Origin of the sequence: Sphingopyxis flava, from assembly GCF_900168005.1 — a bacterium.
GTDB classification, from domain to species: Bacteria; Pseudomonadota; Alphaproteobacteria; order Sphingomonadales; family Sphingomonadaceae; genus Sphingopyxis; species Sphingopyxis flava.
This window is the reverse complement of record NZ_FUYP01000021.1, coordinates 22,548-39,039: the sequence shown is the minus strand read 5'-3', so window position 1 is coordinate 39,039 and position 16,492 is coordinate 22,548. Positions and strand designations below refer to the sequence as shown.

The following is a 16,492-nucleotide window of genomic DNA, read 5'->3' as shown; positions in this document are numbered from 1 at the left end:
AGGATCCAGCCAGAAAGGAGATGCTTATCATGGCTTTTCGTGATCTCATTCCCTGGAGCCGGCAGGAAAACCGGCTGCCTGTCTCGGTCAGCGCCGAACAGGACCGGGACACTCATCCGCTGCAATCGCTTCACCGCGAGGTGAACCGTCTCTTCGACGACGTCTTGCGTGGCTTCAACATGCCCGCCTTTGCCGGGTTTGATCGGCGCGCCGGCTGGCCTCACCTAGAGCTCGGCGAGACGGACAAGGAAATCCGTGTAACGGCCGAACTTCCCGGCCTGGATGAGAAGAATGTGGAGGTGCTGGTCGAGGACGGCGCGCTCACTCTTCGCGGCGAGAAGAAGGCCGAGGTCGAGGACAAGGACCGCGGCTATTCTGAACGAAGCTATGGCCGCTTCGAACGTCGGATCAGCCTTCCGAACGGTGTCGAACACGACAGGGCGAGCGCAACGTTCAAGAACGGCGTCCTGACTGTGACAGTGCCACGCTCCGATAAGCCCGACGAGAGTGTGCGCCGAATTCCGATCAATGGCGGTGCGGCGTCATGAGATAGGCCGGGGGCGCTCTGCTCCCGGCCACCGGCGCTCCGAAGCTCCTGCCCCGGAATTTCAGGAAGCACCATGAGCCAATTTCTCGATTAGCGGGCGGAAACGGGTCTGGTTACCAGACCGTCACCTGGCTTCACGGTCCTGGCGGTGCGCTGCCAGGTCGAGGGCGGTGAGAACACGGTCGATCACTGCTGCTTTGCTCGCGGCCTTTGGAAGTTCGCGAACGGCGAATTGCTGCATCTTCGTCAGATCGTCTCTGGGAATGCTAATCTCGATCGGTAGCATGCCCAACCGTTCGGGATCGACACCCTGTGCGGCTCGGCCCGATGCAAGCAGATGATCGAGCAGCCGCTTACGATCGGCAAAAGTCCAGCGCAGCGCCTCGAGCTCCTGCGGACTGATGGATAGCAACGCGATCGCGAACTCCATGATATCGTCGAACGGCAGGCGCACGCGCGCACCATCCTTGCGGCCGCGTCGCATCCGCTTGAACACCCCTTGATTCACTGAATCGAAATCACGCCGTCGACGGCGTTCCATTCCGTAGGGCGTATCAGCCCTTCATGGGCTATGCGCACAGAATGGAGCGCCGCCTCGATCTCGCGACGCCAGTGGTCGAGAAAATCGAACAGCACGGGAAAGTCTGGAGCGAGATCATATTCCTGCCAGACGAATAGCTGGAGAAGCGAAGGCGCGTCCGGACGATAATAGTGGATTTCCGCAGTCGTCAGGCCATAGCCGCGCAGCTGCGCAATAAATCCCCGGTCGATCACGGCGACGGCTGCGGCCGCTCATGGCCCTGATCAAGCGTGTGCATCGCCGCAAGAATTTCGTCGACTGGGATGGGACGCCTTGCTCCAGGGGGCTTGCGCAAGCCAGGCTGGTTTCTGACCGCGGACCTGTCGGACGCCCAGGACGCCAGAATTGCGCGCTTCACTTCCGGTTCCAGGCTCGGATGCCGGGCAACTTCAAAGGGATGAAGAAAACGGGAAAATGGTTGCGACATTGCTGTGCCTCCTTTCCTTCTCGTCGCTCCATTGTTGTTCGTGGCGCCACGTCCACCGCTGCAAATCTTGGTGCGCGCGTGAGTCGCGTCAAGAGGGCATTCGCGATGACCAAGGCACTGAAATCAGGGCAATTGGCACTCACTCGCGCAGAGTGCCAATATTTTTCGTTGCACCCCTTGAACGGAAAAATCTCCTTTCCTAGCTTCGGAAAGCCTGTCGTTCAGATGAACGAGAGGGCCATCACATATTGTTTTGCATCCGGAGGTTATGCATGCATTTCCGCCCCTTGCACGACCGTGTGGTCGTCCGCCGCATTGAAGCCGAGGAAAAAACCTCGGGCGGCATCATCATCCCCGACACCGCCAAGGAAAAGCCGCAGGAAGGCGAAGTCGTCGCCGTCGGTCTCGGCGCGCGCGATGACAACGGCAATCTCATCGAACTCGCCGTGAAAGCCGGCGACCGGGTCCTTTTCGGCAAATGGTCGGGGACCGAGGTCAAGATCGACGGCGAGGACCTGCTCATCATGAAGGAAAGCGACATCCTCGGCGTGATCGACAATGTCGTCCCGCTCAAGCAGGCGGCCTAGCAGGACCGCCATTCCTCAAGCATTCAGGAAGGAACAAGGAAAGGAGTTAAGCCAAGATGGCTGCCAAGGAAGTGAAATTTGCGTCGGACGCGCGTGATCGCATGCTGCGCGGCGTGGATACGCTTGCGAATGCAGTAAAGGTCACGCTCGGTCCCAAGGGCCGCAATGTCGTGATCGAGAAGAGCTTCGGCGCTCCGCGCATTACCAAGGACGGCGTCACCGTCGCCAAGGAGATCGAGCTCAAGGACAAGTTCGAGAACATGGGCGCGCAGATGCTGCGCGAAGTGGCCTCGAAGCAGAACGACAAGGCGGGTGACGGAACCACCACGGCCACTGTGCTCGCCCAGTCGATCGTGCGCGAGGGCTCGAAGGCGGTGGCCGCCGGCATGAACCCGATGGACCTGAAGCGCGGCATCGATCTGGCGGTCGGCGCCGTGGTCCAGGATCTCGCTGCGCATGCCAAGAAGGTCAGCGCCAACAGCGAGATCGCCCAGGTCGCCACCATATCGGCCAATGGCGATGCTGAAGTCGGCCGCATTCTCGCTGAAGCCATGGAGAAGGTCGGCAATGAGGGCGTCATCACAGTCGAGGAGGCGAAGAGCCTCGCGACCGAGCTCGAAACGGTCGAGGGCATGCAGTTCGATCGCGGCTATCTCTCGCCCTATTTCGTGACCAACGCCGAGAAGCTCAAGGTCGAGCTCGAGGACCCCTATATTCTCATCCACGAGAAGAAGCTGTCCAACCTGCAGGCCCTCATTCCGCTGCTGGAGCAGGTGGTTCAGTCGGGCCGGCCGCTTCTCATTATCGCCGAGGACGTCGAAGGCGAGGCGCTGGCCACGCTCGTCGTCAACAAGCTCCGCGGTGGGCTCAAGGTCGCGGCCGTCAAGGCGCCTGGCTTCGGCGATCGCCGCAAAGCGATGCTCGAGGATATCGCAATCCTCACCGCCGGCAATGTGGTCAGCGAGGAACTCGGCACGAAGCTGGAAAACGTAACGCTGGGGATGCTCGGCCGCGCCAAGAAGATCATCATCGACAAGGACAACACCACCGTCGTCGATGGCGCAGGCGCACGCTCGGACATCGATGCCCGGGTCGCGCAGATCCGTGCTCAGATCGAGACCACGACCAGCGACTATGACCGCGAAAAGCTGCAGGAGCGCGTAGCCAAGCTAGCAGGCGGCGTCGCGGTCATTCGCGTCGGCGGTGCGACCGAAGTCGAGGTCAAGGAAAAGAAGGATCGTGTCGATGACGCGCTCCACGCCACTCGCGCCGCGGTCGAGGAAGGCATCCTGCCGGGCGGCGGCATCGCTCTGCTCCGCGCGCTGAAGGCACTCGACGGTCTCAAGGCGGCCAACGACGACCAGCAGTCCGGCATCGACATCGTCAGGCGGGCTCTGCGCTCGCCGGCGCGGCAGATCGCCGACAATGCGGGCGAGGACGGCGCCTTCATCGTGGGCAAGCTTCTGGAAAGCAGCGACTACAACTGGGGCTTCAACGCCGCCACCGGCGAATATGAAGACCTGGTGAAGTCGGGCGTCATCGATCCGGCCAAGGTCGTGCGTACCGCCCTCCAGGACGCCGCCTCGGTCGCCTCGCTGCTCATCACTACCGAGGCGCTCGTGGCCGAGCTTCCAAAGGAAGATAAGGCCGCGCCGATGCCGGCGATGGATTACTGACCTCCTGGGCGGGAGGGCATGGCCTTCCCGCCCTTGCTCGCACATCTCTCGAATGCAAGCGGGCCTGCTACATCGACTATCTCCCATTTCTGACCGGACCGGAATCAGGGTAGCTTCGGTCGAGAAATTTCGTAGGATGGTGCTGGCAGGAGATCAGAATGCACGAGTTTATCGACAGTTCGGACGACGTGCTCGCCCTCGCAGTCTCAGGCAAGATCACCGGCTCGGATCTTGACGCGATCATGACCCGATTGGACAGCGCGATGGCGCGACACGAAAAGGTGCATATGTTCGTTGAGACGCGGACGATCGACGGCATCGAATTGTCGGGCTTGCCCGCTTACACCGCCCGGGCAATGCCCCTCTTCGGGAAGCTCAACCGCTTCGGACGCGTTGCCATCGTTGCAGATCAGGCCTGGATTCGCTTGGCCAGCCGCCTTGAAAGCGCAATTCTCCCGTTCATCAGCTACCGCGTGTTCGAGCCCGATCAGCGCGCCGAGGCACTCGCCTGGGTTGACCCTGCGAAGACGCAAAGCGGGGCCTGAACACGAGCTGCAGCACTGAGATCGGCCGCTTGGTCCACGATCCCTGCTATCTTGACGCGGGGCGATCAAGCACCGGACATCCCCTCGCAGCCTCGCGATGGATCGCGGCAACCATGGCATTTTGGCGGTCGCTTCTCTCCCGCTGAAAGCGGTCAACCGCCGCTTGCCGCGCCCGAGCCTCATCAACTGTGAGATCCGTCTTTCCCAGATCCGGCAATTCGCTTCCGGCTTTCGCGCTCTGCGCGCGATACCATTGAACGAATTCCTGGGTGAGCTCGGGCGAAAACGCCCCGCCGTGCCGCTCGGCATAAGCAGCCTCCGCTTCGATCGCAGAGGCCATATCCCGGAGTTTCATCGCCGCCGCCTGTGCCTTGGCGGCGCACTCCCGTGGTGGCAGCGCACTCTCCTTTGCCGTCGCAAGGCCACCTTGGGCCAGGAGGGCGCTACCGGCAATGACAACTGCCATCCATTTCATCTCGAACCCCCTCCGCGCAACCTTGCGTTTGACCATTCCTAATCGGGCAAAGCGGCGCGCCGTATGGCCGTTCGGACAGTGCCGCCCCTTGTGAACAAAGATTGAACATGCTAGTGAACTTCCTGGGAGTTCACCATGCGAACCGTGAAATTCGACATCGAAACCTATAATAGGACCAAGGCTTCGGGCACGCCGGTCTGCACGCATGTTGACGAGGAATATTGCGAAATAGGGACGGCTGTCGATCACGATGGCAATCCTACGCTCGGCGGTCGCATCGGCTATGCATTGGCCTATCTGCTCATGGCTGGCTGCGTCGGCTATTTCGTCCTGTTCGTCTAAAGCTCCTCATTCTCGCAGCTTGGGATCATGGAAGAAGCCATGGTCCCTGCCCCGGTTTACCTCGCTTTGAACATCGACCGCGCCTTGGATGCGTTGACCGCGCATGGATTGGGCAGCCTCACGCGTCAGGTCGATATCCGCCCTGCCCTCTTCGATTATGTCCGCTGCCGTCGATGACTGGCCGCCTCCGGGACCGGCCGGCACTCCGGCTAGCCCGCGAGGCTGGTAGGCCGCCCGAACGTCGGCAGCGCTATCGACGGAGGGATGGTGCACATCGACGAGATCGGGCGCATGGAGCCTGCCCTCGATCTCGGACCGGATCGACGCCTGCTTTTCGTCCATCCAGCGCGTGATCATCTCCTGCCGAACCGCTCGCTGCTGATCGGTCAAGTCGGTCGCCCAGAGCTCCGGCGCGTCGAGCCCCGGATTTGCGACCTGCTGGTGGCGATACCATTGGGCGAGATCCTGACTCAGGTTCTCGCTCAATTGCATTCCATGCGTCTCCGCATAGCTCGCGTCGCGCGAGAGCTGCTGCGACAGCTCATCGAGCCGTCGCGCGGTTTCCGAATAGGATTTCGCCAGAGCCAGGGAATCTTCGGTGCTGACCGACGACGAATCCGTCCTTGAGCCACGGGCGAAGACACCGCTCCGAGCATAGGTGCCTTCCGACGTCGAAGCGCCGCTACCGTTCGCATGCTCGTCACGAACCCCGCTTGACGAGGTGTTGCCGCTCTCACTGCTCCGAGAATCGTCCGTCGTCCAATTCATGGTGTCCATCTGGCTACCCGACTTGGACACATTGATTCCGAGCCCCGGCAGCCCGCGCCCACCCGAGCCTCCGTTGCCGCCACCGCGGCGGCCGCCAAGGCCGGCCGAAAGTGCTCCACCGATCTGATCGGATATCTGCGCTTGGCGATCGTGCCGCCCCGAAACGCGCTCGCTTTGCGAAATCGTCGATCGCTCTTCCAGGCCCTGGGTACTGCTGCCCGTGCGCCGATCGAACTGCTCTACAGAGGCATTCGCCTGATTGCCGCTGCTCGATTCCCAACCCCGCGTATGCTCGGTTGAGCTTCCGAACGTGCTGCGGTTCGCATGGGTCGCGGTCAGAATCTCGTTGGCGGCATTCTCATAGGCACGCGCCTGGCGATGCGCCTCGCTGGCCATTTCGCGCCATTCAGCGACCGATCCCGATGTCATCGTCGGCGTGAACCCAAGGCGCGAGATGGCCGCGGATGTATCATATACCTCCTGGCCGTTGCCGAACCCCGTCACCATGGCGCCATTGTCCTGACGCCACCCGAAGCTGGCGCCGCCGCCCATATAGGTGGGCGCCGTCGACCATTGATCGGCCTGCCGCATGTTCGACGTGGCATTCGCCCAGCTCACGTTGCCATACGAATAGTTGCCGGTCGTCTGTTCCAGCGCCGCCGCTTCCGCAGCGTTCTGCGCCGGCGCGAGCATGGACATGGAATGCCCGGCAATCGACATCGCGCCGCGCGCGAGGCCTGCCGCGAGAAAGGGCACGCTCATAAGCATGAAGCCAGCGATCGTGGCGGTCTCGCCATTCACCGCCCCGATCCCCGCATAGCTTGCGAGCGTAACGCCGCCTTCCGCGACGCCTGTCGCTGCCGACGTCGCCCGCGTCATGCAGATCATGTGAAGGATGACGTAAAGCGGCCCCCATGCGGCGAGATAGAAGAACCCTGTCACATAGCCCTTCAGCGTCGAGACGCCCGTCTGAGGCATCAGGAAGAGCGGGAAAACGACCGGGAACATGGCGAAGAAGACCACCGTCAGCACGATGTTCAAAATCGGAACCCATGCCATCGCCTGCTGAGCGATCGAATTATAGGTGTTGCGCGCCTGAATGTCGGCACGGGTCTGCGCGAAGGTGTCGATCTCTGCGGCGCCCGTCCCGCCGGACATCGAATTTCGGGCCTGCATGAAAGCATTGATTGCTGTGTTCTGGCGCATCACCTCAGCAAAGTTGTTGCTCGTGCCCGTGAAGGCCGCACTGACGATGGGAACGTCGTGTTTGAGCTTGTCCGCCGCCAGAGCGTTGCTGAGCTTGGGATAGACCTCCTTGCCCCAAAGAGGCGCGTTGGCCTCGATCATTGGACCCCATTGCGCGTCGAGCGCCTGGTACGCCTGCCGGCAAGTGATGATGAAGCTGTTAACCGTTCCGTCACCTTGTCGCTCAAGCCATTGCTGCGATCGGGCTTCCGAGCCCGGCCCGACCGCAGCCCAGAGATCGGGCGCCTTCGCAAGATTGGTCAGCGACTTCTGATAAAGCATCACATCGCCGAACAGGCAGTTCTTGAAATGGTTTTCGAGGTTGGTCGAGAACTCCGCATCGCGAATGATGAAGTTGCGCGTCGCATCGAACAGTCGCGCGCCATACACCATGCCGTTCGTCGAGTAGTTGAGCTCGCTCGGCATGACGAAGACGGTCTCGGCCGTCCGCGTCAGCCAATCGCCCACCTGTGTCGTGAAGCTCGCAAGCACCCCCAATCCCATCGGTACATTGTCGACCGTCGATGGCGTCAGGCCCGGGTTGATGCGATCCGTTACCTTGATGTCCACCGTCGGGACCATCAGGCAAAGATAAATGGCCGTCGCTTGCAGGAACCAGTTCAGCCACGCCTTATAGTTGAGCGTGAAGGCCACCACGAGCAGCGAATAGATGAGGCCCATGACCATGACGACGCGGATGAGCGAGCGATAGCCACCGCCTCCCGACCACGCCGCGACTGCGTTGAAGATGTTTACGAGATACTCGCCGCCACCAACCGTGAAGACCTCAAGCATCGGTCTGCCCCCGCGCCTAGTTCAGACCCTGTGCGTTGAGGCCGCGCGAAAAGTTCAGCGCGGCCGCCATACCGGGCGTCATGGAATTCTGGAGCGTCGATTCCAGCATAATGCTTCGGTTGATGATCTGCATCGTCACCTGGAGCTTGTTGTTCAGCCGGACGTCCCGTTGGCTGAATTTCGCCCGGGTAGACGCGATTTGCTGTTTCCACTGCGTCGCGGTCTCTTGATCGAAGGTCTGATAATGAACCTTCGCCTGCTCGACCCGGTCGAGCATATTGTCGAGCATCGCCGAAAGCAGGTCGACGGCGACGATCTCGGACAGCGTCTCGATCTCGCCTTCCGTCAACGCATAATGCGCATAGGCCTGAACTCCCAGGATCTTATAGATCGGAACCGTGGCGAGGTTGAGGAGCTGCTTCTCGGCGGCGTCCAGCGGAGTATCGGAGCGGATCTTGTCGCTCATCGACCTGATCATCGTGGCGATCCGCGGCCGCAGCGCGGACGAAGCGGGGACGGAGAGCGTCTGCTCCCCCACATCGTAGCAATTCTCGTCGTTGCACTTCAGTATCTTGACGGGCGGCGCGTCGGCCGTGCCATCGAGCAACGCAGTGACGACCGCTTCTTCGGCAGGTCCGAACATCACGACCTTCCCGCCCACGCTCGGATCGGTCGACGGCGTGGTCACGACCGTTCCCACCAGCGTCATGATATATTCGGAGAATGTCTTGTCGAATGCGCCGAACTTCGCCGATTTCTTAAGGGCCTCCCATGTGTAGTTATGCGGTTCTCCGACCAGCTGGTCTTTCATCGACGCGTCTGTGTTTCCCGCGATGGTCGAATCCCGCCTGTTGCCGTTGTTGCAACCCTGGCGGGCTGCCGCCCAGTCCGAGAATACGCCCTGGCTGTTGCCGACGGCTTCGCAGATCGTCGCGCGCGTGGTCTCCATCTGCGGCCAGATTCCGCCGACCAGCGCCTGCGCCGTCTCGCAGCTCGAGATGTTCATCTGATTGAGGAGCTGCGCCTTCTGGCTGAACTCGTCCATCACCTTGCCGATCTCCGGCGAAACAGAATCGATGGCGAGCTTGAAGGCAAAGCCGAGCGCATTGTTGGCGGTCGCCTTCAGCATCGCGATGATCTCGCTGGCATTGATGAAGGAGAAGCTCCCACTGAAGAGGTCGATACCTCCACATCCCGCACGCGCGCTCGGAAGCTGAAGATTGAACGGCTGGACGCTTTTCTGCGGGAAGCGGGTCCAGACATTACCCAGCGAGTAATAGCCCGCCGATTGACCCTGAAACGCCGATGGGCCGGTGACGTTCGCCGCGCCGCCCACGTCCGAAAAGAAGCTGTTCATCTCGGAGGCGACGTCGGCCCGGGCGGTCCCGGTGCACGCGAGATTGGCCATAGCCAATATTCCCGCCCAGGCAGCGGACGAGCGAAGCACACGGCCGATCAAGCCGCGACGGCGAACCTGTTCCATCAGAAGTCGCTCCCCACCTTGGTGTTCGTCAGCGCGAAAATGCGATCCATGATCTCGTCGGCGCTGAGAATCCCATATCCCACCGGAATCGTGCGTTTGGTGACGGTGTCGAACAGTACGAGCGCCGGCGTCTCGTTACCCGGGACGCCCATGCGCGCGCGCTGGCCCGCATCGACGACATAATTTGGAAAATCGCGGCTCGGCCCGCCGTCCATCGAAACCGCCATCACCGCCATGCCGTGACTGTCGGCCACCGATCGCAGGATCGGTGAAAACAGGTCGCATGCGCCGCAGCTCTGCGCATAAAAGTAGAAGAGCCCGTAGCGTTGGCTAAGGTTCGCCATAACCGCATCGCGATCGGCGCGCCGGTTATCGAGCCAGGCTCGCTTGCCCACCGTCGAAACAGGCCGCTGCAGCGTGTAGTCGAGATCGGGGTTCTGCCACAGCGCGCGCTGCCAGGTGTCTGAGAAGGTCGAAGCACGGTCGAGCTGCTCGCGCTGAAATCGGACGTAAGCGATGACATTTTCCTCGGTCGGATCGAGGATCGCCCGTGCCTTGAGCTCGTCGAGCTGGCGGGTGATGGCGGACATGCGCTCGACCGCGCTCGACGGGACCGGGACGGCTTGCTTCTCCGGCTCCGTCGCTCGCGGCTTGCTGCAATAGAACCATTGACCGAGCCTGCGTTCTGCACAGTAAAAGTCATCGCCGGCATCGGCCCGCTCGACGCCATCCGACGCTCCATCGCGCGGCTGGGCCGCCGCGGGAACAGCCAGGCCAGCGAGCGAAAGCGCCAGAAGCGGCGCCGCCATGATTGGATGCATGGACAAACTTCCTTTCTGATAGATGCTCTCACCCACGAGCCTCATGCGCGGGAGGGAACGGGAAAGGTCGGCCGCGGCGGAGACGTCCGTAGGCGCCGCGCCGGTCGATTCCACCGAAACGCTGCGCATCGCGTCCTTGACCATGCTATTTGCCGTGCAGGTCATAGTACCCCTGAATTTTCAGCTGGATCTGGGTCATCGTCTCGACTTCGTCCGGAAGCCGCGCGGCATCGACGAACTCGGCATAGACCTCGGTGAAATCCATGAGGGAAAGGTCGAGCCTGGCGAATTCCTCGATCGTAAAGCCAAGGCACTGCTCCTTCTTGGGAGCGCCCCAGGGCTTGCTGAGCTGAATTCGTCCCTGCTCCTGCAGGATGCGGCTGAGCTTGCTTTCAAAGCAGCAATAGGCCGTTCGCCGGGTCTTGCAGATTCCGAGAAAGCTCGACGAACAGTAAGTGCCGACCTTGTGGCAGAAGCCCATACGATCCTTGATGTCGAGCTTCATCTCGTCCTGAGAGCATGCGAAGAGCGCGAGGAACGGCGTGGCGAGGGCCGCGATCGCGCCTGGGCCGCCGGCAAGCGCGGCTGCGCCCGCGCCCACGCTCAACAAGCCGGACACCTTGCCGGCACAGCAGTTGATCAGCCCGAATACCGGCTTGTGGCAGGTCTCTCGCGTGCCCTGGAAAACCGTGAAGTTGTTCTCGTCGAACTCCTTGCCGGCCTGGTCGATGGAGTGAAGAGCGACCAGCGCATCCTTGAACTCGGTCGACGCCTCGCGCACGATCGGCTCGCAGTCGCCATTGATGCAATAGACGTCGTCTCCGCAGATATATTGCGGTGCATCGGTCACCGCGCTGCCGGGTGTCGGGCAGCGGTAGACCCGCTCCTCAACCTTGCAGGCGCCATCCCGCTCCTCGTCGAGGCATTCGGTGCGCAGAAAGGAGCAGCTTCCGTTCGCTTCTAGATCGCCGCAATCGTTTGCCGGCGTGAAGCGATGACACACATAGTCGCGTTTCCACGCCCAGCAGGCTTGCGTCACCGGAACGCCGTCGATGATCCGCGTTTCAGGTCCTTCCGTGCAAACATCCCCGCCAGGCTGCAACGAACACATCTCATCGCCGGCAAGACTGCCGCAGCTGTCGACCCTTCTTGTTACGACAGTGCTCGTGCTGCCCTTTGCATGCCACGACGCCCCGGTGAGCGGGCTGACGCTGAGCGCGACCGGCAAATCCGCCGTGCATTCATATTCCGTCGCATAATAATCATCGCAATATTTGTTGTCAGGCCAGGGCCAGCCATAGTCGCGATGGGCAGCGCAGGCCTGTTTCCGAACGCCTGTCGGCTTGCAGACTCCTGAGGAAATATGAGGGGCAATGGCGGCATAGCGCGCGAACGGGGTTCCATATGCGCTGTCGGGCACCACATAGTATTTGTAGCTATCGACGGTTTGCACCTCGGGCACCATGCGGATGGTGCAGGTCTCGGGCCTGTCCTCGACCTTGGTGCCGCTGTTGCAGGTCGCCTCGTAATAGCCCTCAGATCCTGAGCCCGGCGGGAGCGGGACGCACGAGCCGGAGCTGCCCCCCATGCTCTCCCCGGCGAGGTAGGCCGATGGATCATTCTCGACGGTCGTGGCGCGAGCGGTTGTCTCGAGGATCTCGGAATTGCTGAACGTCGGCCGTGTCCGGTCCGCGTCCGTGGTGATGCGATACTGCTCGTTCGACGCCTTTGTCGCCGCGGCTTCCGCTTCCATTCTTTCCGGATCGTCGAAATAGGCGCCTTGCGGCAGCGCCGTGCCGCCATAGCCCGGCACCGCTTCCGCGCGGGCATTGTCGGTCGGCACCAGCGTCGTATCCTGCCGTTTCTCATTGGCGAGCGAGCGCCCTTCCTGGCGGGCCTCCTCGACCGACATCTGGGCAGAAGCGGGGGAGGCGGCGGCAAGACCCGCGATAAGCAGCATCAGCGAGAAGCGGACGCTCACGGCAACGCTCTCCTTAGATTGGAGAGACCCACCGCCGCCACGCGCGCGCCCGGACCGTTGCCCTCGGCGAACGACGACAGCGCATATTCGACGGTCACATTGCCGATCATCCGGTCGTGAGGCGGGACCTTGGTTCGGCATGAAAAGCCGGCGCAAAGGTCGAAATCCGATGAGACCGCGACGTAGGTCGGCACCGCCTGTACGTCGAAGGCGCGGAACAGTCTCGGGTCGATGCCGATGTTGGCGAAATCGTCCTCCCGGTCGACGATCTTGCCCAGAGCCTGCGAGAACTCCTTCATCGAATTGTTCGGAAAGCCGCGGAAAACGACGACGCCCCCTGCCCTCGCCGTGTCCTCGATAAGCTGGCGAAGCGCCTTGGGGGGCATCGAGAGGCTGGCGAACGCGATGAGCTGCGGCGCCTCCCCGCCGCCGACTTTGGCGTTCGTCGCAGCACCCTGCACGATTTCATCGAAGTCGACAGCCCCTGCAGGTCCTTTCGGCAGATCCGTCGCCGCGACGCGCCGCATGTTTTCCATGCCGCTGTCACGAACGGTAACCGCCTCTTCCCGAAACGCGTCACCGCGGTCCTTGATCTGATCGACGAACGCCTCGGCATCCGCCTGAAGGTCCGCCGATCGCTTCTTGATGGCCTGAACATCGATGCCATCGACGGTCTGGGCCAGGAGAGCGGTCATGCTGGCGGCTGCGACGAGGCCAACGGCGCCCAAGATGAGAAGTCGCATCGCTCCCTCCTTCACAGCACGCAGCAGTTGCGCTTGCGCCAGACCAGATAGCCCATGTCCTCGCCCCCCGCGGGATAGGCACGACCGGCATCCGGCGGCATTGTCGAAGCTCCGATCGCCGAGCAGGCGAAGCGCCCGCTCACCGTCGGAATCGGATTGGTCATCTGAAACCGGTACTGCTGTTTGCGCATGACTGGCATGAGGTACTTCTTGCACAGCCCTTCCGAGCCCATCGTGCCCCAGGCGAGCGCCTGCCGGTGCATCTTGTAGGCAAAGCGCGACAATGCGAGCCGCGAGGACTGGACATGGCCGATCGACGCCGGGATGTTCCCGTTCAGGGGATACATGGACCCCTGACAACCTGCGCACCAGAATAGCTGGTCGAGCGGCAGGTTCACCGTGCCGGCGACGCAGTCGCCCGCACAGGCTGCCTTGGCGAGCGGATTTGCGAAAATGATCGCTTCGGGGTTGATGAGCGCCGCAAGCGAGTCATCCTGCCAGAGCGGATCGACCTCGGTCATATAGGCGATGTCGAAGCTCGCCTGCTCGAAGCAGACGAAATCCGTAAGGATCTCCATCCAGTAGAGCAGCGGATAGACATACCAATGCACATGCCATTTGGCCGTGCTCTGCGACCTGCCGCCGACCATCGAAGGGCCGGCCAGATAGCCCTGACCGATATCGAAGCCCGGAGCGATGCGCACTCCGCCAAGATTGGGAAAACACCAGGGCTTCATGGTGACGTCCGCCAGGCGGGCAGGCTCCCAGAAGCCCACGGAAATGCCGATGCGCGGTAGAGGATCTGCACAGGCGCATATGGGAGACGCCGGGTTCTTCGTGTCGGGTCGGCCGCTCGGCCAGATCTTCAATCCGCCCACCGACAGCGGAAACAGGCATGACCAGCAGACGTCGGTAATCGGGTTGACGAACTTCCCATTGCAGGTGGGACCGGCAGCCTCGGCGCGTGGCGCCAGCATGATGGCGAACAGGACGACGAGAAACGTGCCGAAAATCGGTCGAAGTCCGCGCATCATTCTCTCTCCGCCAGTTGATCGAGATACGCCGCGTCGGCGCGCCGCTTCGCCCGAAGGTAAAGGACCGTGACCACGAGCGCTGTGGCGAGCAGCACGGCGATCAAACAGGGCGCGGCTCGGCCGATGCGACCGCGCAGCTGGTCGAGAAGAGTCACTGCGCCGGCCAGGGTGACGCAGAGAGCGAGCCAGGACAGGCGCATGGTCCTTAGCCTCGCCGTCTCGGGCGCCGCCATCGGCGTTCGGAGCATGTCGAGCCACAGCGCCATCAGCCGGACTTCCCTGGCTTCAGCACGATCTCGGAAACGCGCATCGTCCTGCCGTTTTGGCTGACCACCGCAGGCGTATGCTCGATCCCGAACGTTGCAGTGAGCTTGCCTTCCTGGTCGAAATAGAAGCGCCGCTTCTTCGCCGTCATCGCATCGATCGGCGAACCGTTGACGAAGATGATCTTGGCCTTGAGATCCGTATAGCGCGAGGTCGCCCACGCGAGTTGCGTCGCATCGTCGCCGTCGACGAAGACGAGGTCCTGCTTTATCTCGACGAAATCGAGCGGATTGATGCGATGACCGGCACCCGCAATCAGATTACCCTTCTGGTCCCGAATGTCGCGCTCGATCGCGATGGTCGGATCATAATCCCAGCTTCGCGCCATGCGCGCCGGAGTGATCCCGTCGACAGGCTTGGGCCGGCGAACTCTCTGTTCGACCCTTCTGGCAAACTGCTCGTTCATGCGGGCAAGCTCGCCGCTGCCCTCCGCCCGCCGCAGCCGCGCCTCGATCGTCGCCAGCAGATCCGGCTCGATGATGGGAAAGACCTGGCCGACATGGCCATAATCCCTGGCTTCGCCAGGGATAGGGCCGATGAGGAGCATGGCCGCCGCGAATGAAGCGATGCCGGCACCGCTTGTCAGAACAGCTTTCACAGGATCGGCTCCCCGGTTCCGATGACTTGCCGGCCGCAAACAAAGCCGATCTCGGCATAGCGACTGTCGAAGCCGTCCTTGTGCGGCGTCGCCGCGAAATAGCAGCCTGGGGGCACGACCCCCGTCGCACCGGGCACAAGGCGTTCGCCCGCCTTGGTGAAGGGCTTCATGCGAACAGTCGGAACGCCGTTGATCGTTACCGTCATGCCGTCATGCGCGATCACGTCTCCCGCGACAGCATAGACCTTCTTTCCAAACATCCTTGGCCTGGCGCCAAAATGGCGGCGCAACAGCGCGCTCGCCGGCGGATCGAAAAATATGAACTCTCCCTTGGCAGGCAGGCGGCCCCGCTCGATGAGGAAGGCCCAGTTCGGCAGGGAGTCCGTCGTATTGACGAGGAAAAGGTGGTCGTCGCTCCAATCTGCCAGCCCTGTCAGGGCAACGCTTCCGCCGACGAAGGCGCCAAGCAGAAGCCAAAGCTTCGGGTTCGGTCGCCAGCCCCGCTTCGCCGCGTCATTGACCGCCGCTGCCATCGGGACCTCCAAAGGTTGAAACGGTGGCAGCCGGCGGCTCGTACTGGGGCGCTGACGCGGCCGGCGCCCCGGGCATCATAGGCGCCGGTGCCATGGGATCCGGGTATCCGACCGGCGCCGCGGGCTGCGCCGTCATGGGCTGCTGCGGCTGTGCCGCGAGCATGGCCTGCTGCTCGAGCTGCTGAAGCTCCAGAGCCGATGCTTGCTTCGGCCGAGCAACGCCGGATGCATAGACCGCCTCCTTCAGCTTGTCGGTGATGTCGGGGACATTCTTCGTGAGAACGGCTTCCCCGACGAGCACGATCTCACCGCCCGAGCTTCGCCGCTCGAGCTCCTTGTCCAGCGATGCCATGAACTTGCGCATCTCCGCCTCGACTTGCGCCGGCGGAGAGGTGGAGCGCGCTTGTGCCTGGACATACTCGCCGACGATCGAGGACAGCCGCGCGGAAACGATCCGCTCCTGCTTGGGCGTGATCAGCGCCTTTGTGACCCACATCCCCCATATCAGGACACCAATGACCAGAAGGCCCGCGACGATCTGAACGGACGAGAAGCCCGCGAAAATTGCGCGCTTCGCTGCGGCCGCCGGTTGGGGCGCAGGGGACGGCAGGTCGAGCTCGGTCTGTTCAGCCATGATCAGCTTTTCCTTCGGGCAGGGCCGCAGGCACGATCTTCTCGCGGCGCAGAACGATCAGTCCGGCGGCAATCAGGAGATGTGCGGCGATGAAGATGTTCTTGAATGACGCGATGCGGTCAGGAGACGCGGCGACGTAGCGGGCCGTCAAATTGTTGAGCTGGTGCATGAGCCCATCGAGCGAGAAACCCCCGAGCGCCACGAAGAAGAGCGCGAACAGCCCCCAGGTCAGCAAGAGCGTCGATGCCGTGAAGCCGATCAAGTGCAGATAGAAATGGAGCAAGCTCCGCAGGGCGGGCTGTCGCCCGACCGCGATGTCCGCGCCATTCCTCCTGTGCGCTGCGGCATCCATGG

Annotated in this window: 20 protein-coding genes; 6 read left to right on the top strand and 14 right to left on the bottom strand. The window is 62.2% G+C overall.

Annotated features, from left to right (window positions below; genetic code table 11):
• Positions 1 to 29 precede the first annotated feature (29 nt).
• Positions 30 to 548 carry an Hsp20/alpha crystallin family protein gene (locus B5X69_RS15165; protein ID WP_025160432.1) on the top strand — a complete coding sequence of 173 codons (519 nt, stop codon included), beginning with the start codon at positions 30 to 32 and terminating at the stop codon, positions 546 to 548.
• A gap of 123 nt (positions 549 to 671) precedes the next feature.
• Here B5X69_RS15165 and B5X69_RS15160 read toward each other — a convergent pair whose 3' ends face one another.
• The 3 genes from B5X69_RS15160 to B5X69_RS22020 are packed head-to-tail and all read right to left on the bottom strand — an operon-like array spanning position 672 to position 1,554.
• Positions 672 to 1,088, bottom strand: a complete 417-nt coding sequence (locus B5X69_RS15160; RefSeq protein WP_100239607.1) for a hypothetical protein — start codon at positions 1,086 to 1,088, stop codon at positions 672 to 674.
• Positions 1,052 to 1,321 (bottom strand): usg protein, encoded by a 270-nt coding sequence (locus B5X69_RS15155; protein WP_020818485.1) that lies wholly within the window; start codon positions 1,319 to 1,321, stop codon positions 1,052 to 1,054. Before B5X69_RS15155 ends, B5X69_RS15160 begins: the two co-directional genes overlap by 37 nt.
• Complete coding sequence (locus tag B5X69_RS22020) at positions 1,318 to 1,554, bottom strand: hypothetical protein (RefSeq protein ID WP_021224284.1); 237 nt, start codon at positions 1,552 to 1,554, stop codon at positions 1,318 to 1,320. The genes B5X69_RS15155 and B5X69_RS22020 overlap by 4 nt, the downstream gene beginning before the upstream one ends.
• A 272-nt stretch (positions 1,555 to 1,826) precedes the next feature.
• On the opposite strand from B5X69_RS22020, the gene groES reads away from it, so the two are divergent.
• From groES to B5X69_RS15125, 5 genes are all read left to right on the top strand, one after another.
• Positions 1,827 to 2,141, top strand: coding sequence for a co-chaperone GroES (gene groES, locus B5X69_RS15145; RefSeq protein ID WP_020818486.1), 315 nt, complete (start codon positions 1,827 to 1,829; stop codon positions 2,139 to 2,141).
• Between the two features lie 56 nt (positions 2,142 to 2,197).
• Positions 2,198 to 3,817 (top strand): chaperonin GroEL, encoded by a 1,620-nt coding sequence (groL, locus tag B5X69_RS15140; protein WP_020818487.1) that lies wholly within the window; start codon positions 2,198 to 2,200, stop codon positions 3,815 to 3,817.
• Between the two features lie 158 nt (positions 3,818 to 3,975).
• Complete coding sequence (locus tag B5X69_RS15135) at positions 3,976 to 4,362, top strand: SpoIIAA family protein (protein ID WP_020818488.1); 387 nt, start codon at positions 3,976 to 3,978, stop codon at positions 4,360 to 4,362.
• 97 nt (positions 4,363 to 4,459) lie between these two features.
• A complete protein-coding gene (locus B5X69_RS21035) occupies positions 4,460 to 4,879 on the top strand; it encodes a hypothetical protein (RefSeq protein WP_139375815.1) in 420 nt (139 codons plus the stop codon).
• A gap of 93 nt (positions 4,880 to 4,972) precedes the next feature.
• Positions 4,973 to 5,179: a hypothetical protein gene (locus B5X69_RS15125; RefSeq protein ID WP_020818490.1), complete on the top strand. Its 207-nt coding sequence runs from the start codon at positions 4,973 to 4,975 to the stop codon at positions 5,177 to 5,179.
• Between the two features lie 6 nt (positions 5,180 to 5,185).
• Here the strand turns inward: B5X69_RS15125 and B5X69_RS15120 are convergent, their stop codons facing one another.
• From B5X69_RS15120 to B5X69_RS15070, 11 genes are all read right to left on the bottom strand, one after another.
• Positions 5,186 to 7,987 (bottom strand): conjugal transfer protein TraG N-terminal domain-containing protein, encoded by a 2,802-nt coding sequence (locus B5X69_RS15120; protein ID WP_020818491.1) that lies wholly within the window; start codon positions 7,985 to 7,987, stop codon positions 5,186 to 5,188.
• Positions 7,988 to 8,003: 16 nt separating this feature from the next.
• Positions 8,004 to 9,470 (bottom strand): conjugal transfer protein TraH, encoded by a 1,467-nt coding sequence (locus B5X69_RS15115; protein WP_020818492.1) that lies wholly within the window; start codon positions 9,468 to 9,470, stop codon positions 8,004 to 8,006.
• Positions 9,470 to 10,291, bottom strand: coding sequence for a conjugal transfer protein TraF (locus tag B5X69_RS15110; RefSeq protein WP_025160430.1), 822 nt, complete (start codon positions 10,289 to 10,291; stop codon positions 9,470 to 9,472). Before B5X69_RS15110 ends, B5X69_RS15115 begins: the two co-directional genes overlap by 1 nt.
• A gap of 145 nt (positions 10,292 to 10,436) precedes the next feature.
• Positions 10,437 to 12,251 carry a conjugal transfer protein TraN gene (locus tag B5X69_RS15105; protein ID WP_029986356.1) on the bottom strand — a complete coding sequence of 605 codons (1,815 nt, stop codon included), beginning with the start codon at positions 12,249 to 12,251 and terminating at the stop codon, positions 10,437 to 10,439.
• A gap of 17 nt (positions 12,252 to 12,268) precedes the next feature.
• Complete coding sequence (trbC, locus tag B5X69_RS15100; RefSeq protein WP_020818495.1) at positions 12,269 to 13,015, bottom strand: type-F conjugative transfer system pilin assembly protein TrbC; 747 nt, start codon at positions 13,013 to 13,015, stop codon at positions 12,269 to 12,271.
• Between the two features lie 11 nt (positions 13,016 to 13,026).
• Complete coding sequence (gene traU, locus B5X69_RS15095) at positions 13,027 to 14,049, bottom strand: conjugal transfer pilus assembly protein TraU (RefSeq protein WP_020818496.1); 1,023 nt, start codon at positions 14,047 to 14,049, stop codon at positions 13,027 to 13,029.
• The gene (locus tag B5X69_RS15090) at positions 14,046 to 14,315 is read right to left on the bottom strand and encodes a hypothetical protein (protein WP_020818497.1); all 270 of its coding nucleotides are present in this window, start codon (positions 14,313 to 14,315) and stop codon (positions 14,046 to 14,048) included. The genes traU and B5X69_RS15090 overlap by 4 nt, the downstream gene beginning before the upstream one ends.
• The gene (gene traW / locus B5X69_RS15085) at positions 14,315 to 14,920 is read right to left on the bottom strand and encodes a type-F conjugative transfer system protein TraW (RefSeq protein ID WP_021223066.1); all 606 of its coding nucleotides are present in this window, start codon (positions 14,918 to 14,920) and stop codon (positions 14,315 to 14,317) included. Before traW ends, B5X69_RS15090 begins: the two co-directional genes overlap by 1 nt.
• 47 nt (positions 14,921 to 14,967) lie before the next feature.
• Positions 14,968 to 15,504, bottom strand: a complete 537-nt coding sequence (locus tag B5X69_RS15080) for a S26 family signal peptidase (RefSeq protein WP_020818499.1) — start codon at positions 15,502 to 15,504, stop codon at positions 14,968 to 14,970.
• Entirely contained in the window at positions 15,485 to 16,138 is a 654-nt protein-coding gene (locus B5X69_RS15075) for a type-F conjugative transfer system protein TrbI (RefSeq protein ID WP_020818500.1), read from the bottom strand. The genes B5X69_RS15080 and B5X69_RS15075 overlap by 20 nt, the downstream gene beginning before the upstream one ends.
• Positions 16,131 to 16,490: a hypothetical protein gene (locus B5X69_RS15070; RefSeq protein ID WP_020818501.1), complete on the bottom strand. Its 360-nt coding sequence runs from the start codon at positions 16,488 to 16,490 to the stop codon at positions 16,131 to 16,133. The genes B5X69_RS15075 and B5X69_RS15070 overlap by 8 nt, the downstream gene beginning before the upstream one ends.
• Positions 16,491 to 16,492 lie beyond the last annotated feature (2 nt).